The organism is Pseudomonas sp. S3_B08 (assembly GCF_054667725.1).
On record NZ_CP162750.1, the window covers coordinates 35,273 to 58,428 of the forward strand.

Here is a 23,156-nt window from a genome sequence, read left to right on the forward strand (position 1 = left end):
ATACACCGCTTTCGCGAGCAGGCTCGCTCCCACAGGTTTGATTTGTGTTCAGTTCTCTTCTTTGCGAGGTTTCACCGGATGAGAATCCTCGGCATCCTTTGCCTGCTCTTGACCCTCGGCGGTTGCAGTTCGCTGCTGTTCTACCCTGAACCGGGCCAGATCTTCACCCCGGACAAAGCCAAACTCGAATACCGCACTGTCACTCTGAACACCGCTGATGGCTTGAAGCTCAACGCCTGGTGGCTGCCAGCCAAACCTGGTGTTGAGGTCAAAGGCACGGTCCTGCATCTGCACGGAAACGGCGGCAATCTGCCGATGCATCTGGGCGGCAGCTGGTGGTTGCCGAAGAATGGCTATCAGGTACTGCTGGTCGACTATCGCGGTTACGGTTTGTCCGAGGGCAAGCCGAGCCTGCCGGCGATCTATCAGGACATCGACGCCGCGTTCGCCTGGCTCGACAAAGCGCCCGAGGTCAAAGGCAAACCGCTGGTGCTGCTCGGGCAGAGCCTCGGCGGCGCGATGTCGGTGCATTGGCTGGCGCAGCACCCGGAACGGCAAAAACAACTCAAGGCCCTGGTGCTGGATGGTGTGCCGGCCAGTTATCGCAGTGTCGGCCAATTCGCCCTCAGCACTTCGTGGCTGACCTGGCCGTTGCAGGTGCCGCTGTCGTGGCTGGTGCCGGATGGCGACAGCGCGATCAACTCGATGGCGCAGCTGACCGGCGTGCCCAAGCTGATCTTCCACAGCATCGACGATCCGCTGGTGCCGATGGCCAACGGCATTCGCCTGTATCAAGCGGCGCCGCCGCCGCGCGTGTTGCAGCTGACCCGTGGCGGTCATGTGCAAACCTTCGGCGACCCGGTGTGGCGTCAGGTCATGCTGCGCTACCTTGATGATCCCGAACACTTCGACGGCCTGCGCCGCCTCGGCGAAATCCCCAACTATCCGCCGCCCCCGAATTCTGAAGATGAGAGCCCGCAATGAGTGAAGAACGTAATGCCATCCCGCTGATCATCACCGGTATCTGCAGCATCCTCGGCACCGTCGGGGCGCTGTGGTACTACGGCTACCTGCACTTTGCCAAGCCGGAGGATGCATTGCTGCTCAGCGAATTCACCATGCTCAAGACGGTGCCGGGCGAGGACTACAAAGTCTCGCTGACCCCCGCGCCGCAAGTGGCGCAGTGCATTGATGGTGTGCTGGTGTTGTTTGATACCGAGCAGAAAGGGTTGACCGGTGTGTTGATCAATGGCCAGAAAAAGGCTGTGCGCTGCATGGGGGAGGAGACGCCGCAGAAGCTGGAGCAGTGATTCTGCTGGATCACTTTCCCCCTCTCCCACTGGGAGAGGGGACTGACCGAGGTGTATTCCGCCATACATCGACCTGAGAGACCGTGTCGATTATGGATTCAATAAAGCACTTTCAGATCGATGTATCTCTAGAGCATCCCCCAATCGGCTCCCTCTCCCTCGGGGAAGGGTTGGGGTGAGGGGCTACAGTATGAAACTAAACAAAGAGCCCCTCCATTTGAACGAAGGAGCTTTTACAGCTAAGGGCTGGCTGTCACCGTGATTTTTCGATTGGCACTCCACGGCGAGCGCTTACCGTCAATGCTTTGCCATGCAGTCATGGAAAACGGGCCGACGGGTAAGCTCCAGACACTTTGCACCGACCAGTTGCCGTAAGCATCGGCATCTGTTTCCGCCAGTATGTTGTAAGGGCCGTTAACCTTGGTGACCCGGATATGGGCACCCGGCAGCGCTTTTCCCGAGAGCAGCGGATTTTGGCCGCTTTCACTGCCCTCTACCGGTGTGTCGATAACAGGCGCTGCGGGTGCGTCAGTTACCGTGATTTTTCGATTGGCGCTCCAAGGTGAGCGATGGCCATCGATACTTTGCCATGCAGTCATGGAAAACGGGCCGACGGGTAAAGTCCAGACACTTCGCACCGACCAGTTGCCATAGTCATCGGCGTCTGTTTCCGCCAGTACCTCGTAAGGGCCGTAGACCTTGGACACACGGATATGTGCGCGCGGAACAGCTTTGCCGGAGAGCAGAGGGTTTTGACCGCTGTCACTACCCTCTAGTGGGGTTTCTATGACTGGCGCCTCGAGCGTATCAATTACCTTGATTGTTCTATTGGCACTCCACGGCGAGCGCTTACCATCAATGCTTTGCCAGGCTGTCATGGAAAAAGGCCCTGAGGGTAATGTCCAGACACTTCGCACTGACCATTTGCCATAGGCATCAGCGTCTGTTTCCGCCAGTATTTCGTAAGGGCCGTAAACGCGGGTTACGCGAATATGGGCGCCAGGCAATGCTGTGCCTGAAAGCAAAGGGTTGTAACCGGAGTCAGCGTTTTCCACTGGCCTGGAGATAACCGGGGGAGGCACATCCACGATATCAACAACGTTGAATAAACGCTGCTCGGACGGCCCCGAGACTCTGTCGCCAAAGTACTGCCGAAGCACAAGCGCATTGGGGCCTGATGGCCTATCGGTAGGAGGGGTTATTGACCACCTGCCTTGTACATCCGCGATAGCTGTTGCGAAGAAAGTCTCCGGGGTTGCGGCTTCTGCTACCTTGATCGTTGCTCCCGGTCGCGCCGTTCCAGTGATCAAAGGTTTCAGCGTTGTTGTAGCGTTCTGCTCGGGTGTCATGACCAGCGGTGGCACGACTGTCGTTGTGCAATATGGGAGGCCTTGTCCGTTTATTGCAATTGCGAGCGATGCACCAGCCTTATCCGTCGCACAGACTTTGATTTTGATTTTTGCCGTCGCGTCTTCCAGCGTCCGTCCTGGCTGCAGGGTAGGATCGTTCGTTGTGGCAGTTTCTGGCGAGGCATCCAATTGCACGTTGCGCACCGTCCCGTTCAGTGACGAGTACCTGATCCAGACGCCGGTCACGCGATTATCGGTGGGAGAAAATTCGTCGAATGGTGTGGGCTGGCGGTACTCAAGCGCTATCAACTGAGGTTCTGTGGGCCGATTGATCATGTAAAGTTGAGGCCCTTCCTTACCCAATACCCCCAGGCGGTACAGACCTGTCTTACTGATCACGGCGGCTTGCGAGTCATCTAGCCAGCCGGAAAACCACCGGTTGATTGCCGGATAGAGTGTTCCGCCACCCGATACCGAGTCTCCAGTATCACCATACCCGACCGGGCTGCACTCTTCAGGAGCCTGAACAACGTCGTTACTCACCGGACATTTGGTATAAGTGCCGCCATGTGGGTATCCCAGATTGTGGCCGAATTCGTGCTTCCATGTATGCGGTGAGCCCGGCATACCTTTAACCCAAATCCAGTTTCCCGGCACCGTAGCGATTGCGCCGCCGCCACAGGGGACCGCCACAAAGAGGAATGGAAAATCTGCGGGATCAATGTTTTGTGCACGGGCCGCTTTGCGTCCTGCGTCGAGACTGCCTGAAGCGGAGCATGTAGCAGGTTTTGGACCGAAATCTGCCTCGATCTGTGTGCCTTCCAGTTTCAGTTTATTGCCGGAGGCAGCGAGGATGTAGGAGCGCAATGAGTTCCAGTGCGTTGAGAAAGTTTGCTCAGCAATTTTTCCGGAGTCCAGGCCCGGTTCGCCTGACCAGTGCCCGACCACCAGCAATACCTTTTGAACGCCTGTGATGGGGCGTTTTATCGAGGGAGTCAGTAGTTCGGGATCGGTGCTGATGACCATGTCATCGGGATCATACAAGGGCTCTGGTGGGATTGCCGCGTTGCTCCAGCTCATCGCTGCATGGAGTAGTGTCGACAAAAATCCGACTGCGATGATTGATCGTTTCATCGGGGAATCCTTGTGAGGATCAGGCTGACAGGTAACAGCCTCTTCCATGTACCGATTCTCGTCCACTGTCATAGTTGACAGTGGACTTCGCTTTCGGAAGACGAAACGGTCATGGGAATTGAGTCAACCGACTTTCACACTTCCACAAAAAAAGCCCCGCCAGATCAACTCAGGCGGGGCTTTTGCGTTACCGGGTGGAGCTTAGTTCGAGCTCACCGAAGAACGCGGTGCTACTGGCTGGTTGTCGTTGGAGATGGTCACTTCCACACGACGGTTCATCGCACGGCCCGAGACGCTGCCGTTATCCGCTACCGGGTATTCCTTGCCATAACCCTGAGCGACGATGCGCGAAGGGTCGACGCCCATCTTGATCAGGGCCATCTGCACGGAAGTCGCGCGACGCTCGGACAGCGACTGGTTGTAGCTCGCGGTGCCAGTGCTGTCGGTGTAACCCTCGACGATCACTTTGCGATCCGGGTTTTCCTGGAGGAATTGCGCCAGTTTGTTGATGTTCACCAGGCCGCTGGATTTCAGATCAGCCTTGTTGGTGGCGAACAGCACGTCACCGAAAGTCACCAGCGTACCGCGATCGGTCTGCTTGGCGTTGAGGCTGTCCTGCAGCTGTTTGATCTGCTGGTCACGGGCATCCAGACGAGCCTGGGCGCGTTGGGCAGCGGCGTTTTTCAGGTTGTTTTCAGCGGTGCGCAGAGCGATGGTCTGCTTGGCCACTTCCACGCGCTGGTTGGTCAGGTAAGCCAGTTGGTCAACCTTGGCTGCGTCTTCTTTGTCCAGATAGGCCTTGTCAGCCTTGTCCAGGTAATCGCTGGCGTCTTTGGTTTCCAGTGCCGCGACTTTGCTCGCCTGTGGGTTGGCCTGCAGGCCGGCGTAGTTGGTGCGCGCCTGTTCCAGGTTCGGGTTAGGCGGGGTGGAGCAGGCAGCCAGTGCAACGCTTGCGGCCAGAAGAGCGGGAATCATCAGTTGCTTACGCATAATTTGTCGTCCTTTCTATCGGTAAGAGTTTCAGCTTTGCGGTCGGGATGCGCGCTTACTGCAAAGTGCGCTGGCTTTCCTGACGCAGTTCCTGAACACCTTTCTGGGAATCCTTCACAGCCTGTTCGGCCTTGGCGGCCTGAGCCTTGCGTTCAGCGACGCGAGCGTCCCATTCAGCCTGTTCGGACAGGCGACGGGCCTCGTCATACTTCTTGTCGTGCATGGCGATTTCAGCTTGTTTCAGTTTGTCCTGAGCCTGCTTCATTTCCACCGCAGCGAATTCGGTACCGCCAGCGCTGACGGCGCTGTTGACGGCCGATTGGGTCACGGCGTACTGCTCGGTCGGTGGGTTACCGGCGCAACCGGCCAGTACGAAGCTGGTGCCGATGGCCAGAGCGGCCAGTTTCAGACCGCGCAGGTGGGAAAACGAGGTTTGGGTTTTCATGGTCTTCAACTCCATTAGGCATCTCCTGAAAATACAACTGAATCCATCCTGGCAGAGGAGGCGAAAGCATCGCTTGTAGACGCGAATTGAAACGCTCGTTCCAGGCGTGGTTACCTGTTCCGACCGGCGGCATTTTTGAAAAGTTCAGAAAAGATGGCCTATCGCCAAAAATTTAATTGACCGTTTGGACAAGGCTCTGGGGCGGGAACTTTGGGGCTTTGGAGCGGTACGCGCGGGTGTAATTTGTCTGTTGATAAACCAATTTGCGAACTGGAATACAGCCTATGTGGGAGCGAGCCTGCTCGCGAATGAGATGTGTCAGTCAGCGCAAATGCTGAATGAAAATCCGCATTCGCGAGCAGGCTCGCTCCCACGGTTTTGATGTGTGTCGAATCAGTGCTTCTGCTTGTTCTCAGCCGAGGACAGATCATGCAAATGCCGTCGCGACAACGCCAGAAAACGCGGCGTCGGGCCGACATCCTCATACAGCGGATCACCTTCCTCATCCGTCGCCACCACTGTTGAACCCTTCACATACGGCAGGCTCGCTTCGAATTCTTCAAGTGCGGCGCCGATCAGCTCGCCGAGCAGTTCCTCGGGATGACGCTTTGGGTACATTTCGGCAATCGCCGCCAGCCTTGCGGCGGCTTCGACGTCCAGATGAATCGTGTAGCCGGTGTCGGTCAGGCGACCTTTGGCGTTTTCTTCCCAATGCTGGGCGAGTTCACGAATTTTCATGATGACCTCATTTAGCGCCTGCTGACGGCAGGCCTGGGTGAGTGTCCGGCAGCGCCGGCGGCGGGCCGTCGTACGGCTTACTGTTGAGACTAGCTTTCGCCGGCAAGGTTTAAAGTCAATTCGTCGCCTGCTTGTAAGAAGCGGCGCAGAGCGGCACTCTCTGGCAAAGCATTCGTTTCTGCGCTGTCCCCGATTACCGCTGGAGAACTGCTGATGACCGATATTGATGCACGCTTGCGCGAAGATGTTCACCTGCTCGGAGAGCTGTTGGGCAACACCATTCGAGACCAGTACGGCGAGGCGTTCCTCGACAAGATCGAGCAGATTCGCAAAGGCGCCAAGGCCGACCGGCGCGGCTCGATGGACGCTGAACTGAGCGCCAGCCTCAATCAATTGAGTGAAGACGAATTGCTCCCGGTCGCGCGGGCCTTCAATCAGTTTCTCAACCTGGCGAACATTGCCGAGCAGTATCAGTTGATCCATCGCCGCGAGGAGTCGCAACCGGCGCCGTTCGAGTCGCGGGTGTTGCCGGAACTGCTCGCGCGCCTGCGCAGCGAAGGGCACAGCGCCGAATCTCTGGCCCGGCAACTGGCGCGGCTGGAAATCGAACTGGTGCTGACCGCGCATCCGACCGAAGTGGCGCGACGCACGTTGATCCAGAAGTACGACGCGATCGCCGCGCAACTGGCCGCTCAGGATCATCGCGACCTGACCAGCGCCGAGCGCGAGCAGATCCAGAGCAAACTGCAACGGCTGATCGCCGAAGCCTGGCACACCGAAGAAATCCGCCGCACCCGCCCGACGCCGGTCGATGAAGCCAAGTGGGGCTTCGCGGTGATCGAGCATTCGTTGTGGCAGGCAATCCCCAACCATATGCGCAAGGCCGATCAGGCGCTGTTCGCCGCCACGGGCCTGCGCTTGCCGCTGGAAGCCGCGCCGATCCGCTTCGCTTCGTGGATGGGCGGCGACCGTGACGGCAACCCCAATGTCACCGCCGCTGTCACTCGCGAAGTCTTGCTGCTGGCGCGCTGGATGGCCGCTGATTTGTACCTGCGCGATGTCGATCATCTCGCTGCCGAACTGTCGATGCAGCAGGCCAGCGATGCGCTGAAGGCCAAGGCCGGCGACAGCGCCGAACCCTATCGCGCGGTGCTCAAGCAATTGCGCGAACGCCTGCGCGCCACACGCAACTGGGCGCATGCCGCGTTGACCGCGCCGACCCCGGCAACCGCCGATGTGCTGCACGACAATCGCGACCTGCTCGAGCCTTTGCAGTTGTGTTTCAACTCGCTGCACGAATGCGGCATGGGCGTCATCGCCGACGGGCCGTTGCTCGATTGCCTGCGTCGGGCGGTGACGTTCGGCCTGTTCCTGGTGCGCCTCGATGTGCGTCAGGATTCGACCCGGCACAGCTCGGCGATGACAGAAATCACCGATTACCTCGGCCTCGGCCGCTATGAGGATTGGGACGAAGAACAGCGCATCGACTTCCTTACCGAGGAGCTGAGCAACCGTCGTCCGTTGCTGCCCGCGCATTTCAAACCGTCGGCGGACACCGCTGAAGTGCTCAACACCTGCAAGGAAATCGCCGCCGCACCCGCTGCGTCGCTGGGCTCCTATGTGATCTCCATGGCCGGCGCCGCTTCCGATGTGCTCGCGGTGCAACTGCTGCTCAAGGAATCCGGCGTACTGCGGCCGATGCGCGTGGTGCCGCTGTTCGAAACCCTCGCCGACCTCGACAACGCCGGGCCGGTGATGGAACGTCTGCTGCTGTTGCCGGGCTATCGCGCGCGTTTGCACGGCCCGCAGGAAGTGATGATCGGCTATTCCGACTCGGCCAAGGATGCCGGCACCACCGCTGCGGCGTGGGCGCAATATCGGGCTCAGGAGCGTCTGGTGGAAATCTGCCGCGAACAGCAAGTCGAACTGCTGTTGTTCCACGGTCGCGGCGGCACCGTGGGGCGTGGCGGCGGTCCGGCGCACGCGGCGATTCTGTCGCAGCCGCCGGGCTCAGTGGCGGGTCGTTTCCGTACTACCGAACAGGGCGAAATGATTCGTTTCAAATTCGGCCTGCCGGACATCGCTGAGCAAAACCTCAATCTGTATCTGGCCGCCGTGCTCGAAGCGACCTTGCTGCCACCGCCGCCGCCGACTCCGGAATGGCGCCATCTGATGGACGAACTGGCGGCGGACGGTGTCAGCGCTTACCGCCAGGTGGTGCGGGAAAATCCGCAATTCGTCGAGTATTTCCGGCAGTCGACCCCGGAGCAGGAATTGGGACGTTTGCCTCTGGGCAGTCGCCCGGCCAAACGTCGCGCCGGCGGTATCGAAAGCCTGCGGGCGATCCCGTGGATTTTCGGTTGGACCCAAACCCGATTGATGTTGCCGGCCTGGCTGGGTTGGGAGACGGCGCTGAGCAAGGCGCTGGAGCGCGGCGAAGGTGAGTTGCTGGGGCAGATGCGCGAACAATGGCCGTTCTTCCGCACCCGTATCGATATGCTGGAAATGGTTCTGGCCAAGGCTGATGCGGATATTGCGCAGTCCTACGACGAGCGTCTGGTTGAAGCTGATCTGCTGCCATTGGGCGCGCAGTTACGCGACCTATTGTCGCAGGCATGCTCCGTCGTGCTCGGTCTGACCGGGCAGTCGCAGCTGCTGGCGCACAGTCCGGACACCCTCGAATTCATCCGCTTGCGCAACACCTACCTCGACCCGCTGCATCTATTGCAGGCGGAACTGTTGGCGCGTTCGCGGCAGCAGGATGTCGAGCAGGGCAGCCCGGTGGAACAGGCGCTGCTGGTGTCTGTGGCGGGGATTGCCGCCGGATTGCGCAATACCGGCTAAGGTTGCTGAGCACCTCTGGCGGCATTCGCGAAAAGGGTCGGATGCCGCTTCTCCTGCCGTAGGAAAGTGCCGCGAGGCGACAGTTAATGTAGGGGTTGCGACTTGGGTTACCGCGTCGCGAGGTCACGGCGGGCGTCGGTTTCTCCGACTTTTGGCGTCTTGTGTGGGCGCAGCCTGCTGTGTATCTTGATCAGCCTTTGGCCGTTTGTGCGGCCACGACCCGTATTTTCAGGATCCGCCGGTTACGAGCGAATCCTTTGTTTTGTAAAGCTTTTATATAAAAAATTGAGGAGCACATCGATGCGCGTCATTCTGCTGGGAGCTCCCGGGGCCGGTAAAGGTACTCAGGCAAAGTTCATCACCGAGAAATTCGGCATTCCGCAAATCTCCACCGGCGACATGCTGCGTGCTGCGGTCAAGGCTGGCACTCCACTGGGCGTGCAAGCCAAGAGCATCATGGATGCCGGCGGCCTGGTGTCGGATGACCTGATCATCGCGCTGGTCAAGGACCGCATCGCTCAACCTGATTGCGCCAACGGTTTCCTGTTCGACGGCTTCCCGCGCACCATTCCGCAGGCTGAAGCGCTGGTCACTGCCGGCGTCGAGCTGGATGCCGTGGTCGAGATCGCTGTAGAAGACGAAGAAATCGTTCAGCGCATCGCCGGTCGCCGTGTTCACGAAGCCAGCGGCCGTGTTTACCACATCGTCTACAACCCGCCGAAACTGGCTGGCAAGGACGACATCACCGGCGAAGAGCTGGTACAGCGCAAGGACGACACCGAAGAGACCGTGCGTCATCGCCTGTCGGTCTACCACTCGCAGACCAAACCGCTGGTGGAGTTCTACCAGAACCTTTCCGCCAAGAACGGCGGCAAGCCAAAGTACAGCCACATCGAAGGCGTGGGTTCGGTTGATGCAATCACCACCAAGGTGCTGGCCGCGCTGAGCTGAAAAGTCTGATCGGCTGCATCATCCACGGCCCGCTTGCGGGCCGTTGTTGTTTATACTGACGCACTTTTTCCCACCCCTGTTTTGGAAACATCGATGAGCACCTTGCTGGCCCTGGACACCGCGACTGAAGCTTGCTCCGTTGCCTTGCTGCATGACGGCAAGGTCACGAGCCATTACGAGGTGATCCCGCGCCTGCATGCGCAGAAGCTGCTGCCGATGATTCAGCAATTGCTCGCCGATGCCGGCACCACGCTGCAAGCGGTCGACGCGATTGCTTTCGGCCGTGGCCCGGGCGCGTTTACCGGTGTGCGCATTGCCATTGGTGTGGTGCAGGGTTTGGCCTTTGCTCTGGATCGTCCGGTGTTGCCGGTATCCAACCTTGCCGTGCTGGCCCAGCGTGCCTTTCGTGAACATGGCGTAAGCCAGGTCGCGGCTGCGATCGATGCGCGGATGGATGAAGTGTATTGGGGCTGCTACCGCGAGACGGCGGGGGAGATGCGTCTGGTTGGCGCCGAAGCCGTGTTACCACCGGAAGTCGCCGCGTTGCCAACTGATGCCAGTGGCGATTGGTTCGGTGCCGGTACCGGTTGGGGTTACGGCGAGCGCATTGCGGTCAATCTGAGCGGCTCTGACGCCGGCATGCTGCCCCACGCCGAGGACCTATTGACCCTGGCGCGTTACGCCTGGCAGCGCGGTGAGGCGATCCCGGCAGATGACGCGCAGCCGGTTTACCTGCGCGATAAAGTTGCCACCCCCAAAGCCCGCTGATACGACACTTTCTCCTGTGGGAGCGAGCCTGCTCGCGAAGGCTTCTGTCAGTCAATGCATGTGTTGAATGTGCTGGACCCTTCGCGAGCAGGCTCGCTCCCACAGGTTCGCGGTCACATACAAATATCGCCAATCGTCAGTTTCTGCCCCCTCGCTTAAAACCTTTTGCGCTTTATGTGTTCTAGTTATCACTCGGCGGTTTGCTAAGTCGGTCAAGTGCCGCTAAATTGCCATCATTGATACCGAGCATGACATTATGCGTATAGACGGCGTTTCCACTCAGTCATATCCCATCAAGCGCAAGCCGCGTAAAGGCAATGCGGCGCTGGATGAGTCCGTCGAGATTATCGACGGCGAGCTGGAATTCCCGAGCGAAGAGCAGTTGGCCGCCCGTGCTGCCCAAGCTACCGCGCAACGCCTGAGCAACCTGCCTGCCCGTCAGCAAGACATGATCTACCACCGCGCGATGAAGAAAAGCGTAGCCATGGCCCTGGCCAGCTACCTGAGCACCGCCGGTTTTGTCGATTGGGACGCAGACGTGCTGGGCCTCGATCTGTATATCTGATGGATCTGCCTTACTACCTCGGTTGCCCGTCCTGGAGCGAAAATGCCTGGCGCGAGTATCTGTATCCGGTAGACGCAAAAACCTCCGACTTTCTCGCTCTCTACTGCCAAGTGTTCAACGCCGTTGAAGGCAACACCACCTTCTACGCCAGCCCGTCGCCAGCCACTGTGCAACGCTGGGCCGAGATCATGCCGGCGCACTTTCGCTTCACTGCCAAATTCCCCGGCGACATCAGCCACAGCGGCGACTTGCGCGAGCAACTGACCGCTGCCGAAACCTTCGTGCAATTACTCAAGCCGTTAGGCGAACGTGTTTCGCCGCTGTGGCTGCAACTGTCGAAAAGCTTCACGCCGCAGCGTCTGCCGGAGCTCGCGGCGTTTATCGATGCGCTGGATTGCCCGCTTGCGGTCGAGGTGCGCAATGAACAGTTCTTCGCCAAGGGCGAGAGCGAGCGTCTGCTCAATCGTCTGTTGCTGGATCGCGGTGTCGAGCGCATCTGTCTCGACCCGCGCGCGCTGTTCAGCTGCTTGTCGACCGAGTCCTCGGTGATCCACGCGCAGTCGAAAAAGCCGCGAGTGCCGACCCGTCCGGCGGCGTTCACCCAGTTTCCGCAGGTGCGCTTCATCGGCCATCCCGAGCTTGAGGCCAACGATGCGTTTCTCGTGCCGTGGGTGGCGAAAATTGCTGAATGGATCGAAGAAGGCCGCACGCCGTACATTTTCCTGCACACCGCTGACAACCTGTTGGCAGCGAAACTGGCGCAACGTTTTCATGCACAACTGATGCAACGTTTGCCTAGCTTGCCCGCGCTGCCTGAGCTATACAGAGAACCCGCCGCCGAGCAGCTTGGCTTGCTCTGAGGCGGGTTTTTTTCTGCCCGGGAGGCCGTCGATGAACGTCCAAGTCAGTCAACAGCAACGCCTCAAAGCCCAAGCCTTCAAAGCCCTGCATGATCGCCAGGGGATCTTCGTCATCCCTAATCCGTGGGATGCCGGCTCGGCGAAGATGCTCGCCGGTCTTGGCTATCAGGCCTTGGCCACCACCAGTGCCGGTTACGCGTTTTCCCAAGGCAAGCCTGATGGCGCGTTGAGTCTCGACGAGACCCTGGCCAATGTCCGCGCGATTGTCGCGGCGACGGATCTGCCGGTGGCGGTGGATCTGGAAAACGGCTTTGCCGATGACCCGGTCGAGTCTGCGCAGAGTCTTCTGCGCGCCGCCGAAGCGGGCGCGGTGGGCGGGTCGATCGAAGACGCTACGGGACGTCCGGACGCGCCGATCTATTGCTTCGAACACGCCGTTGCACGGATTGAAGCCGCTGTCGCGGCGGTGCGCACCCTGCCGTTTCCTTTCGTCCTCACGGCTCGCGCGGAAAATTACCTGCACGGCAACCCCGATCTTGACGACACCATTCGCCGCTTGCGGGCATTCGCCGAAGCGGGTGCCGACGTGCTCTATGCACCGGGTTTGCGCAGCGCCGAAGAAGTGCGCGCAGTGGTGCAAGCGGTGGCGCCGAAACCGGTCAATGTGTTGATGTCTGGCGGTTTGAAACTGACCGTGCAACAGCTCGAGGAACTGGGCGTCCGGCGGATCAGCACCGGGTCGGCGCTGGCGCTGGCGGCGTTCGGCGAGTTCTTCCGCGCGGCTGAAGAAATCCACCAGTGCGGCACGTTTGGTTTTACGTCGCAGTCGATGCCGTACGCTCGGGCCAACCAATTCTTCAAGGACTGAGCATGGGACGTTGGCTGTTCTGGGGGGTGTTGCTCGCGATCGCTGGTGGCGCGGTGAGTGTCTGGCGTGGCTGGCTGGACGTGCCGCCGCAGTGGAATCCGTGGGCGCCATTGGACATAAAAGCCGCGCCCAACTGGCTCACCGGTTACAAACTCATGCGCCTGCGCAGTGATCCCGAGCTTTGCGCACAGGCATTGAGCAGCTCGGATCTGCGCGTCAGCCCCCAGGCCGACAGCCCCGGCGCCAAGTGTCCGCTGGTCGGTGCTCTGCGGGTGCAGGGCGGTGGAGTGGGGCTGAGCAGCAGTTTCATCGCCAGTTGCCCGCTGGCGGTGGCCTACGCGATGTTCGAACACCACACCCTGCAAGCGGCCGCGCAATCGGTTTACGGCCAGAAAATCGCGCGGGTCGATCACCTCGGCAGCTTTGCCTGCCGCAATGTCTACAGCCGTGAGAGCGGTGCCCTCAGTCGACATGCCAGTGCCGACGCGCTGGACATTGCCGGTTTCCGTCTGGCTGACGGACGCACGATCAGCGTGCTCAGGGATTGGCCCAAGCAAAACCAGGACGCAGAGTTTCTCCGCCAAGTGCGTGACGGCGCCTGCGAGTCATTCAGTGTGGTGTTGAGCCCGGATTACAACGCCGCCCATCGCAATCACTTTCATGTCGATGTCGGGCGCTGGAGCGTGTGTCGCTGAGGATCAGGCGGCGAGGCGCAGGTTCTGCAGAACGATCGGGCGAGCCCAGCCATTATCGAAGTCCAGAGCTTTCTGCTGCTCGACGATTTCTTCCGGCGGGAACGGCGGGTAAGGCTTCTGCAGCAAGTCCAGATCGAACTCGGCAATCGGCAGGTACAGCGGACGTTTCTGCGGAGCAGGGCCTGGCTCCGGCACTGGCTGGCCATTGTTGATCACAATCGGGCGTACCCAGCTGCTGTCGAAATCCTGTTGCTCTTGCTGGGCTTTGAGCTCTTCCGGCGGGAACGGTGGGAACGGCTTGTCCAGCAGCTCCATTTCGAACTCGGCGATCGGCAGGAACAGTGGCTCCGGCGGGCGAACCTGGGTTTCAACCACGTCGCACTCACGCTGGCTGACGATGTGCGCGTGCAGCTCGCTGCCAACGGTCGGTTCTTCCGGGCTGTTCAGGTCAACCGGTGGAAACGTGCCACAGGCAGGCACCACTTCACTCGTCTGTTCGGCCAGGGCTTGGGCAAAGAAATCCTGCCACAGGTGACTGACGCCGCTCAGTGCTTGAGTGTTATGACGGCTGAAGTCGCCATGGGGCGAAACGTAACCAATCGATGTGGGAAGAATGCCTGACATTTTTTTCGGTTGACGCTCAGCTCTGGCAAAATGCGCGTTGAATGGTTTATCGGCGGTTTTTGTCGATCCTTAACTTTTTTGAGCGTTTTTTCATGATCGAGTCACCCGCGGCCTGCCGCATCCATGTCCAGGCCCTCGCCCCGACGTTTCAAGCGCAAGCCGCACACTGGGCCGAACGTCTCGGCCTGCCGCTCGGCGAGGCGGACGGCGAGTTCGTCTTGCAGGTCGGCGAGCAGGGTTTGCAGTTGCAGCAGCTTGGCCCGGATGCGCCTGGACCGGTGCGGGTCGACTTCGTCGAAGGCGGCGCGGCGCATCGTCGTTTGTATGGCGGCGGCAGCGGCCAGATGATTGCCAAGGCTGTCGGCATCGCCCAAGGCGTGCGCCCGCGTGTGCTCGATGCCACGGCGGGCTTGGGCAAGGATGCATTTGTGCTGGCCAGTCTCGGTTGTGAAATGAGCCTGATCGAGCGTCAGCCGCTGATCGGCGCACTGCTTGAGGACGGCTTGGCGCGGGCGGCGGAAGATTTCGACGTGGCGCCGATCGTGGCGCGGATGAAATTGCTCAAGGGCAACTCCATCGAAGTGATGCGCAGTTGGGAAGGGGAGCCGCCGCAGGTGATCTATCTCGACCCGATGTTCCCGCATCGCGAGAAAACCGCGCTGGTGAAAAAGGAAATGCGCCTGTTCCGCCCGCTGGTCGGTGATGATCCGGATGCACCGGCCCTGCTTGAAGCGGCGCTGGCCTTGGCCACGCACCGGGTGGTGGTCAAGCGCCCGCGCAAGGCGCCGTGCATCGAAGGGCCGAAACCGAGCCATGCGCTGGATGGCAAATCGAGCCGGTATGACATTTATCCGAAGAAAGCGCTGAAGCCCTGAGACCGCGTCGCCCCATTCGCGAGCAGGCTCGCTCCCACAGTAGGAAATGCATTCCAGTGTGGGAGCGAGCCTGCTCGCGAAGCGGTCTGCACAAGCACCGCAAAACTGTCAGGGTTTGTAAGCCCGCATAAACAACCCCACCACCTCCCGCACATGCCGCTCCGCTGCTTCTCCAGTCAGCGGCTCGCCGCAGCCATACAACAAACGAAAATTCCCCGCCCCTTTGATCAGGCAGAAGAAGTGCTCGGCGGCGTTGCGTGGCTGGTCGATGCTCAGCGCGCCGGTTGCATGGATTTTCGCCAGCAGACCTTCCATGCCGTTGACCACGCGCTCTGGGCCGGCCTCGAAGAAGATCAGCGACAGCTTCGGATCCTGACTGCCCAGCGCCATGATCAGGCGGTGCAGGTTCACTGATTCCTCGCTGTTGATCAGTTGGTGAAAGCCCCGGGCAATGTTCAGCAATACATTTTCCACCGCGATGCCGTCCGGCAATTCGAAGAACAGCGGCGGCAATTGTTCCTCGCATTTCGCGACGACGGCAGCGGAGAACAGCGTCTCCTTGTCGTTGAAATGGCTGTAGACCGTCAGCTTCGACACGCCCGCCTCGCTGGCCACCGCGTCCATGCTGGTGTTGGCGTAGCCATGGCAAAGAAACAGGGTTTTCGCCGCATCCAGGATCGCCTGGCGTTTGGCCAGATCCTTGGGGCGGCCCGGGCCGTTTGGAGCTGAAAGATTGTTCGACATTCTTCGCTTTTAATACTGGACTGGTGAGTTTGCTATTAATACCATACCCGCCAGTATAAATATTCCAAGCCTCATTCGCGAAAGGTCCGTCACCATGTTCCGCCATGCGTTGTCCTTTGCCGTGCCAGTCAGTCTGGCGTTCCTGTTATCGGCGTGCGGTCAGGAGGAGGTGACGAAAGTCACCGTGCGCCCGGCCATGGTGGTGCAACCCGAGCCTTCGGCGCAGGCGATGGAAAGTTATCCGGGCGAGGTGCGAGCCCGCTATGAGCCTGATCTGGCGTTCCGCATCGGCGGCAAAGTCAGCCGACGACTGGTCGACGAAGGCCAGCGCGTCAAAGCCGATCAGCCTCTGGCCGAACTCGATCCGCAGGATGTGCGCCTGCAACTGGAAGCTACCCGCGCGCAGGTCGCCGCCGCCGAGGCCAATCTGAACCTGGTCCGCGCCGAACGGGATCGCTATAAAACCCTGATGGATCGGCAGATGGTCAGCCGCTCGGCCTATGACAACGCCGAAAATCTATATCGCTCCGGCGAAGCCCGCCTTAAACAAATCAAAGCTGAATTCAACGTTTCGACCAACCAGGCCAGTTACGCGGTGCTGCGTGCGCCACAGGACGGTGTGGTGGCCAAGCGTTCGGTGGAAGTCGGTCAGGTGGTCGCTGCCGGGCAGACCGTGTTCACCCTCGCCACCGATGGTGAGCGCGAAGTGTTGATCAGCCTGCCGGAGCAAAGCTTCGGCCGCTTCAAGGTTGGTCAGCCGGTTACCGTGGAATTGTGGGCACAGCAAAATCAACGCTTCGCCGGGCAGATCCGCGAGTTGTCGCCGTCCGCCGATCCGCGCTCGCGCACCTTCGCCGCGCGTATCTCGTTCACCAGCGGCAAAGTGCCGGCTGAACTGGGGCAGAGCGCACGGGTGTTTGTGCAATCGGCTAACAGTGTCTCGCTGTCGATACCGCTTTCTGCGCTGACCGCTGAAAACGGCGCGACCTACGTCTGGGTGGTCAACGGCAACAACACGTTGAAGAAAACCCCGGTGCGGGTCGGTCCGTTCGGCGAGAAAAGCGTGGCGGTGCTCGAGGGGCTCAATGCCAGCGACTGGGTAGTGGCTGCCGGCGTTCATGTGCTGCTCGACGGCCAGCAGGTGCGGCCGGTGGATCGCTCCAACCGTGTGGTCAATCTGGCGAACAAGGAGTAAGCCCCGATGCGCTTCAACCTCTCCGAATGGGCGTTGCGTAATCGCCAGATCGTACTGTTCCTGATGCTTTTGCTCGCCGTTGTCGGCGCGTTGTCCTACACCAAACTCGGCCAGAGTGAAGACCCGCCGTTCACTTTCAAGGCGATGGTCATTCAGACCCGCTGGCCCGGCGCGACCGCGCAGGAGGTCTCGCGCCAGGTTACTGAACGGATCGAAAAGAAACTGATGGAAACCGGCGAGTACGAACGCATCATGTCGTTCTCCCGCCCCGGTGAATCCCAGGTGACCTTCATCGCCCGCGACTCGATGCACTCCAAGCAAATCCCCGATCTCTGGTATCAGTTGCGCAAGAAGGTCGGCGATATCCGCCAGACCTTGCCGCCGGGAATTCAAGGGCCGTTCTTCAACGATGAGTTCGGCACCACCTTCGGCAATATCTACGCATTGACCGGTGACGGTTTCGACTACGCCGTGCTCAAGGATTACGCCGACCGCATCCAGATTCAGCTGCAACGGGTCAAGGACGTCGGCAAGGTCGAACTGCTTGGGTTGCAGGACGAGAAAATCTGGGTCGAGCTGTCCAACGTCAAACTCGCCACCCTCGGCTTGCCGCTGGCGGCGGTGCAGCAGGCACTGGAGGAACAGAATGCGGTGTCCACTGCGGGGTTCTTCGAAACCGGCAGCGAGCGCTTGCAGCTACGCGTCTCGGGGAATTTTCAGACAGTCGATGAGATAAAGAACTTTCCGATCCGCGTCGCCGATCGTACGTTCCGTATCTCCGATATCGCCGATGTGCGTCGCGGTTTCAGCGACCCACCGGCGCCGCGCATGCGTTTCATGGGCGACGATGCGATCGGTCTGGCCGTGGCTATGAAGGATGGCGGCGACATTCTGGTGCTGGGCAAGGCGCTGGAGGGCGAGTTCTCGCGGATCCAGAAAAACCTCCCGGCCGGCATGCAGTTGCGCAAGGTGTCCGATCAGCCGGCAGCGGTAAAAACCGGCGTCGGCGAGTTCGTCCAGGTGTTGGTCGAAGCGCTGGCGATCGTCTTGCTGGTGAGCTTCTTCTCCCTCGGCGTGCGCACCGGCATGGTCGTCGCGCTGACCATTCCGCTGGTGCTGGCGATGACCTTCGCCTGCATGTATTACCTCGGGATCGGCCTGCACAAGATTTCCCTCGGTGCGCTGGTGCTGGCGCTGGGTCTGCTGGTGGACGATGCGATCATCGCCGTGGAAATGATGGCGATCAAAATGGAGCAGGGTTTCGACCGCATTCGCGCGGCGAGTTATGCCTGGACCAGCACTGCATTCCCGATGCTTACCGGCACGTTGATCACCGCCGCCGGTTTCCTGCCGATTGCCACTGCGCAGTCCGGAACCGGCGAATACACCCGCTCGATTTTCCAGGTGGTGACCATTGCCTTGCTCGCCTCATGGGTGGCGGCGGTCATGTTCGTGCCGTATCTGGGGGAAAAACTCCTGCCGGATCTGGCGAAAATTCATGCGGCGAAACACGGTACTGGCGATGGTCAGCCTGATCCGTATGCTACGCCGTTTTATCAGCGCGTCCGGCGTCTGGTGGAGTGGTGCGTGGCCCATCGCAAGACGGTGATCGTGCTCACCGTGGGCCTGTTTATCGCCTCGGTAATGTTGTTCCGTTTCGTCCCGCAGCAGTTCTTCCCGGCTTCGAACCGGCTGGAGTTGATGGTCGATCTGAAACTGGCCGAAGGTGTTTCGCTGGCCAATACCACCAGCGAAGTCAAACGCCTCGAAGCGCTGCTCAAGGAGCACGCCGGCATCGACAATTACGTGGCCTATGTCGGCACCGGCTCGCCGCGTTTCTACCTGCCGCTGGATCAGCAACTGCCGGCGGCGAGTTTTGCCCAGTTCGTGGTGTTGGCGAAAACCATCGAAGAGCGTGAAGCGCTGCGCAGTTGGTTGATCGAAACCCTCAACGAACAGTTCCCGGCCCTGCGTTCGCGGGTCACCCGTTTGGAAAACGGCCCGCCGGTTGGCTATCCGGTGCAGTTCCGCGTTACCGGTGAACACATCGAAGAAGTCCGTGCGTTGGCGCGCAAAGTGGCGGCAAAGGTTCGCGAGAATCCGCATGTGGTCAACGTGCATCTGGACTGGGAGGAGCCGAGCAAAGTCGTCTACCTGAACATCGACCAGGATCGCGCCCGCGCCCTCGGCGTAAGCACCGCCAATCTGGCGAAATTCCTGCAGAGTTCGCTGGTCGGCTCGACGGTCAGCCAGTATCGCGAAGACAATGAATTGATCGAGATTCTGCTGCGCGGCACCGTGCACGAGCGCACTGAATTGTCGTTGTTGCCGAGCCTCGCGGTGCCGACGGATAACGGTCGCAGTGTGGCGTTGTCGCAGATTGCCACGCTGGAATACGGGTTTGAGGAAGGCATCATCTGGCACCGCAATCGGCTGCCGAACGTGACCGTGCGCGCGGACATTTATGGCAAGGAGCAACCGGCGACGCTGGTCAAGCAGATCATGCCGACGCTGGACCCGATTCGCGCCGAATTGCCCGATGGGTATCTGCTGGATGTGGGCGGCACTGTGGAGGATTCCGAGCGCGGGCAGAAGTCGGTGAATGCCGGGGTGCCGATGTTCATTGTCGTGGTGCTGACCTTGCTGATGGTGCAGTTGCGCAGTTTCTCGCGCACGGCGATGGTGTTTCTCACCGCGCCACTGGGCCTGATCGGGGTGACGTTGTTTCTCATGGTGTTCAGGCAGCCGTTCGGGTTTGTGGCGATGCTCGGGACCATCGCATTGTCCGGGATGATCATGCGCAATTCGGTGATTCTGGTGGATCAGATCGAGCAGGATATTGCTTCGGGGCTTAAGCCTTGGCAGGCGATTATCGAGGCTACGGTGCGGCGGTTCCGGCCGATTGTGTTGACGGCGCTGGCGGCGGTACTGGCGATGATTCCGCTGTCGCGCAGTGTGTTTTTCGGGCCGATGGCGGTGGCGATTATGGGCGGGCTGATTGTGGCCACGGCGCTGACGCTGTTGTTTTTGCCGGCGTTGTATGCGGCCTGGTTTCGGGTGCGTAAGGAGGCTTGAGGTTTTTGTGTCGTGGCGGCCTTCGGGCCGACCATGATTTGGGGGTTTTGGGTGTATATCCGTTGCTGCGGTAACGGCTGCTTAGGGTTCCGCCCTTACGGCGGGTCACCTTTTTCAAACGCCAAAAAGGTAACCCAAAAGGCTTGCTCCTGCGTTCGGCCCTCGCAGGCTCGGGTTCCTTCGCTGCGGGATCGATCCGGGCGCAGCGGCTCCGGTTTGCTTCGCTGCACCTACACTCGCTGTGTACGACTGCGTCGTACGGTCGCTGCGCTCCCACGCCCGGATCAATCCCTCCACTCAGCCTTCCGACGTCGCCGGTGGATCAAGATCAAAAGCGGTACTCGAGCTTGCGCTCATTGTTGAGTGGGGCGGCTTTGCCGCGGGCAGCTGCGCTGCTTTGCTTTTGTGGGAGCGAGCCTGCTCGCGAAGGCGGTCTGACAGCCAATTCATTTCGAATCGCCAATTCACGCTGCCTTCCTACAGCTTTTTCAGAATCCTCCGATCTTGAGGCGCTGGCCGTCCAATGCTGTACTCCGGGTTCTGCTTTTCCGAGTCCTTGAGTCTGTCTGATGAAGAAACCACCGGCATTAGCCGGCAGAACGGATCCTGTTTTCGACCTGTTGGCCCGCTCGCCACACAAGCAACGACTTGCGGATTATCTGGCGCTGCTCAAGCCGCTCGATGATCAGGGGCGCTATCTGCCATTCGAGGCGTTGCGCTATCGCTGGGCGGCAGGGTTGGACGCGAATCTTTGTTGGGCGTTGGTGAAGAAGGCGCGCGCGGCCCAGTACATTCATTTGTTGCCGTTGGGCGAGCCGGTGCAGTGGGGCAAATACGTGCCAACGCCGTTGGCGCAGAAAACCTTGGCTGTGGTGGATCGTTACGCCAGTACGGCCGCGCTGGATTACATGACCAGTCAGATCGGCGAGCGGGCGCATTTCTCCTGTCTGCTCAATGATCTGATCGAAGACGAAGCCATCGCCAGTAGCCAGTTGGAGGGCGCGGCGACTACCACGCGCGTAGCCAAGGACATGCTCAAGCATCAGCGCCAGCCGCGGACGCCAGATGAGCGCATGGTCATGGGGAATTATCGAATGATGAATTTCGCTTGGGAAAAGCGTTATGAACCTCTGAGCATTGAGCTGATTGCAGAGATCCATCGAGTGGGTGTGGAGGGGATCGATGACGGGCAGTATTCCCCCGGATTGTTCCGGACCAATGATGAGGTGGTTGTTCAGGATGGTTCAGGCAACACCGTGCACCGACCACCTCCTGCTGCAGGATTGGTTGCGCGGTTGGCGAGGCTGTCCGCCTGGATCAACCGGCCCGCTGCCTCGATTCTGGACAAAAATTATCTGCATCCACTGACCAAGGCCGTGACGCTGCATTTCGCCATGGGTTATGAACATCCATTTCGCGACGGTAACGGACGGGTCGCGAGAGCCTTGTTTTACTGGTTCATGTTCAAACATGAGTTCGCGGTGTTTCGCTACATTGCGATCAGTCTGCTGCTGCGCAATGCACCGGTGAAATACGGACGCTCCTACCTGCACACCGAGGCAGATGAGCTGGATCTGACTTATTTCATCGAGTTTCAATGCGCGGTTGTTTTGCGAGCCGTGGTCGGTTTTACATCTGTGTACCGCAAGAGTCTGGCAGACACTCAGGACTTTCAGCGCTGGCTGACGAGCTCTGGCGTAATTGCTCAACTGACGGAACGGCAGCGCGCGGTTTATCAGGTGGCTAAAAGCGGGGAGGCGAAGGAGTTTACGGCGAGCAATGTCGCGGAAAATTTTTCCTGCTCGGGTAGCGAGGCGGCGTCGATTCTGGAAGAGCTGGACCAATTGCAGCTTTTTGAGAGAAGGAAGATGGGGCGGGAGTGGGTGTTTTTTTTACGTAGTTCTTTACGTGGAGGCAAGCATGGGAGCGAATTGAATCGCCCCCATGTTGTAACGACTTAAAGCGTACCAAACACCTTCTTCGCCAGACTCGTCGCCGCAGCGGCCGGGTTCTGGCGGATGGTTTCTTCCTGTTTGCCGATCATCTCGAACAGGCCATTCAGTGCTTGCTCGGTGACGTAGTTCTCGACATTTGCGCTCTTCGCGTCCACCACGCCAAACGCAGCGGCCTGGCCCGCGAAGGAGTTGTACTTCTGCGCGACGCCGACCTTGTCGGTGGCTTGCTTGACGATGGGCAGGAATTTCGCGCGGATCTGTTCGCGGCTGGATTTGTTCAGGTATTGGGTGGCCGAATCATTGCCGCCGCTGAGGATGCCTTTGGCGTCGGCCACGCTCATTTTCTTCACTGCATCGACGAGGATTGGCTGGGCCTGGGTCACGGCGGATTCGGCGGCTTTGTTCATCGCGTTTTCCAGTTCTTCGACCTGGGCCCCCATGCCGAAGGCTTTCATCTTGCTCGCGGCTTTGCCGAGTTTGCCCGGCAGTTCGATTTTCACTTCGGGGTTATTGCTGAAGCCGCCCGGGGTGCCGAGCTGTTTCACGGCGATCTGGGCGCCTTGGGTCAGGGCGTCCTTGAGGCCGCCGGTGGCGTCTTGTTGCGACAGGTCGTTGAGCGACAAGGCCAAGGCGTTGGCGGAGATCAGCAGACCGGCGCAGGCGGCGGCGAAGCGAAGGGTAGGGCGGCGCATGGCGTCTTCCTTTGGCGAGTGGATTAACGAACGGCGTCGACGCGGATTTTCAGCGGCTGCGGGTCGTTGCCGTCGAGTTGCACGGCGTGGTTTTCGGTGGTGATGAACATCAGCTCGCCGTTGACTTCAATGCGCGCGCTGATCGAATAACGATGGCCGGGTTTGACCTGCGCCGGATCGTAGCTCAAATGAAACGGCAGCGGCACTTGGCCTTTGATCGGGCCGTTCTGTTGGTCGAGGACGACGGCCGGTGCATCGGCCAGCGACACATCTTGCAGGCTCACGCTCAGGGTCGCGCTCGGGGGCAGGGCGATGCGTTGCAGGTAGAAAACTTCGCCGTCGAGGCTGGCCTTGCCGGCGGGTGTGGTTGATTGGCAGGCGCTGAGCAGCGTGGCGGCGGCGAGGGTCAGCAGTTTTTTCATGGGTGAATCTCCTTTCAATGTGGGAGCGAGCCTGCTCGCGAAAGCGCTGGGTCAGTC

Annotated in this window: 21 protein-coding genes; 13 read left to right on the plus strand and 8 right to left on the minus strand. The window is 59.9% G+C overall.

Features of this window, described 5'->3' with window-relative positions; genetic code table 11:
• Positions 1 to 78: 78 nt before the first annotated feature.
• Both AB4N73_RS00145 and AB4N73_RS00150 read left to right on the plus strand, forming a co-directional pair.
• Positions 79 to 984, plus strand: a complete 906-nt coding sequence (locus tag AB4N73_RS00145; protein WP_460142770.1) for an alpha/beta hydrolase — start codon at positions 79 to 81, stop codon at positions 982 to 984.
• On the plus strand, positions 981 to 1,310 hold the full coding sequence (locus tag AB4N73_RS00150) for a hypothetical protein (protein WP_095180465.1): 330 nt from the start codon (positions 981 to 983) through the stop codon (positions 1,308 to 1,310). The genes AB4N73_RS00145 and AB4N73_RS00150 overlap by 4 nt, the downstream gene beginning before the upstream one ends.
• A 239-nt stretch (positions 1,311 to 1,549) precedes the next feature.
• Here AB4N73_RS00150 and AB4N73_RS00155 read toward each other — a convergent pair whose 3' ends face one another.
• The 4 genes from AB4N73_RS00155 to AB4N73_RS00170 all read right to left on the minus strand — a co-directional run bounded on the left by AB4N73_RS00155 (position 1,550) and on the right by AB4N73_RS00170 (position 5,966).
• The gene (locus AB4N73_RS00155) at positions 1,550 to 3,793 is read right to left on the minus strand and encodes a metallopeptidase domain-containing protein (protein ID WP_460142771.1); all 2,244 of its coding nucleotides are present in this window, start codon (positions 3,791 to 3,793) and stop codon (positions 1,550 to 1,552) included.
• Positions 3,794 to 3,994: 201 nt separating this feature from the next.
• Positions 3,995 to 4,783 carry an OmpA family protein gene (locus AB4N73_RS00160; RefSeq protein ID WP_024011746.1) on the minus strand — a complete coding sequence of 263 codons (789 nt, stop codon included), beginning with the start codon at positions 4,781 to 4,783 and terminating at the stop codon, positions 3,995 to 3,997.
• Between the two features lie 55 nt (positions 4,784 to 4,838).
• Positions 4,839 to 5,243 (minus strand): DUF4398 domain-containing protein, encoded by a 405-nt coding sequence (locus AB4N73_RS00165; RefSeq protein ID WP_460142772.1) that lies wholly within the window; start codon positions 5,241 to 5,243, stop codon positions 4,839 to 4,841.
• A gap of 378 nt (positions 5,244 to 5,621) precedes the next feature.
• Positions 5,622 to 5,966 carry a hypothetical protein gene (locus tag AB4N73_RS00170; protein WP_016771500.1) on the minus strand — a complete coding sequence of 115 codons (345 nt, stop codon included), beginning with the start codon at positions 5,964 to 5,966 and terminating at the stop codon, positions 5,622 to 5,624.
• 213 nt (positions 5,967 to 6,179) lie between these two features.
• Between AB4N73_RS00170 and ppc the strand changes: the two genes are divergently transcribed.
• The 7 genes from ppc to AB4N73_RS00205 all read left to right on the plus strand — a co-directional run bounded on the left by ppc (position 6,180) and on the right by AB4N73_RS00205 (position 13,517).
• Positions 6,180 to 8,810, plus strand: a complete 2,631-nt coding sequence (gene ppc / locus AB4N73_RS00175) for a phosphoenolpyruvate carboxylase (protein WP_236168076.1) — start codon at positions 6,180 to 6,182, stop codon at positions 8,808 to 8,810.
• Positions 8,811 to 9,110: 300 nt separating this feature from the next.
• Positions 9,111 to 9,761: an adenylate kinase gene (gene adk / locus AB4N73_RS00180; protein ID WP_056783171.1), complete on the plus strand. Its 651-nt coding sequence runs from the start codon at positions 9,111 to 9,113 to the stop codon at positions 9,759 to 9,761.
• Between the two features lie 93 nt (positions 9,762 to 9,854).
• Positions 9,855 to 10,529, plus strand: coding sequence for a tRNA (adenosine(37)-N6)-threonylcarbamoyltransferase complex dimerization subunit type 1 TsaB (gene tsaB / locus AB4N73_RS00185; RefSeq protein WP_256810825.1), 675 nt, complete (start codon positions 9,855 to 9,857; stop codon positions 10,527 to 10,529).
• 256 nt (positions 10,530 to 10,785) lie between these two features.
• Complete coding sequence (locus tag AB4N73_RS00190; RefSeq protein ID WP_016771497.1) at positions 10,786 to 11,094, plus strand: hypothetical protein; 309 nt, start codon at positions 10,786 to 10,788, stop codon at positions 11,092 to 11,094.
• A complete protein-coding gene (locus AB4N73_RS00195; RefSeq protein WP_460142773.1) occupies positions 11,094 to 11,954 on the plus strand; it encodes a DUF72 domain-containing protein in 861 nt (286 codons plus the stop codon). Before AB4N73_RS00190 ends, AB4N73_RS00195 begins: the two co-directional genes overlap by 1 nt.
• Before the next feature lie 31 nt (positions 11,955 to 11,985).
• Positions 11,986 to 12,822, plus strand: a complete 837-nt coding sequence (locus AB4N73_RS00200; RefSeq protein ID WP_460142774.1) for an isocitrate lyase/PEP mutase family protein — start codon at positions 11,986 to 11,988, stop codon at positions 12,820 to 12,822.
• A 2-nt stretch (positions 12,823 to 12,824) separates the two neighbouring features.
• A complete protein-coding gene (locus tag AB4N73_RS00205) occupies positions 12,825 to 13,517 on the plus strand; it encodes an extensin-like domain-containing protein (RefSeq protein WP_460142775.1) in 693 nt (230 codons plus the stop codon).
• A gap of 3 nt (positions 13,518 to 13,520) precedes the next feature.
• Here AB4N73_RS00205 and AB4N73_RS00210 read toward each other — a convergent pair whose 3' ends face one another.
• Positions 13,521 to 14,141, minus strand: a complete 621-nt coding sequence (locus AB4N73_RS00210) for a hypothetical protein (protein ID WP_056783179.1) — start codon at positions 14,139 to 14,141, stop codon at positions 13,521 to 13,523.
• A 92-nt stretch (positions 14,142 to 14,233) separates the two neighbouring features.
• On the opposite strand from AB4N73_RS00210, the gene AB4N73_RS00215 reads away from it, so the two are divergent.
• On the plus strand, positions 14,234 to 15,016 hold the full coding sequence (locus AB4N73_RS00215) for a class I SAM-dependent methyltransferase (RefSeq protein WP_041478224.1): 783 nt from the start codon (positions 14,234 to 14,236) through the stop codon (positions 15,014 to 15,016).
• Between the two features lie 108 nt (positions 15,017 to 15,124).
• Here AB4N73_RS00215 and AB4N73_RS00220 read toward each other — a convergent pair whose 3' ends face one another.
• Complete coding sequence (locus AB4N73_RS00220; protein WP_460142776.1) at positions 15,125 to 15,760, minus strand: TetR/AcrR family transcriptional regulator; 636 nt, start codon at positions 15,758 to 15,760, stop codon at positions 15,125 to 15,127.
• 94 nt (positions 15,761 to 15,854) lie between these two features.
• On the opposite strand from AB4N73_RS00220, the gene AB4N73_RS00225 reads away from it, so the two are divergent.
• The 3 genes from AB4N73_RS00225 to AB4N73_RS00235 all read left to right on the plus strand — a co-directional run bounded on the left by AB4N73_RS00225 (position 15,855) and on the right by AB4N73_RS00235 (position 21,991).
• Positions 15,855 to 16,955 carry an efflux RND transporter periplasmic adaptor subunit gene (locus tag AB4N73_RS00225; RefSeq protein ID WP_460060021.1) on the plus strand — a complete coding sequence of 367 codons (1,101 nt, stop codon included), beginning with the start codon at positions 15,855 to 15,857 and terminating at the stop codon, positions 16,953 to 16,955.
• A 6-nt stretch (positions 16,956 to 16,961) separates the two neighbouring features.
• Complete coding sequence (locus AB4N73_RS00230; protein WP_041478146.1) at positions 16,962 to 20,030, plus strand: efflux RND transporter permease subunit; 3,069 nt, start codon at positions 16,962 to 16,964, stop codon at positions 20,028 to 20,030.
• A 569-nt stretch (positions 20,031 to 20,599) separates the two neighbouring features.
• A complete protein-coding gene (locus AB4N73_RS00235) occupies positions 20,600 to 21,991 on the plus strand; it encodes a Fic family protein (protein WP_460142777.1) in 1,392 nt (463 codons plus the stop codon).
• On the opposite strand, the gene AB4N73_RS00240 is transcribed toward AB4N73_RS00235, so the two are convergent.
• A complete protein-coding gene (locus tag AB4N73_RS00240; protein WP_256810838.1) occupies positions 21,988 to 22,677 on the minus strand; it encodes a DUF4197 domain-containing protein in 690 nt (229 codons plus the stop codon). The two genes, AB4N73_RS00235 and AB4N73_RS00240, sit on opposite strands and share 4 nt — an antisense overlap.
• A gap of 23 nt (positions 22,678 to 22,700) precedes the next feature.
• Positions 22,701 to 23,099 carry a YbaY family lipoprotein gene (locus AB4N73_RS00245; RefSeq protein ID WP_137215256.1) on the minus strand — a complete coding sequence of 133 codons (399 nt, stop codon included), beginning with the start codon at positions 23,097 to 23,099 and terminating at the stop codon, positions 22,701 to 22,703.
• Positions 23,100 to 23,156: the final 57 nt, after the last annotated feature.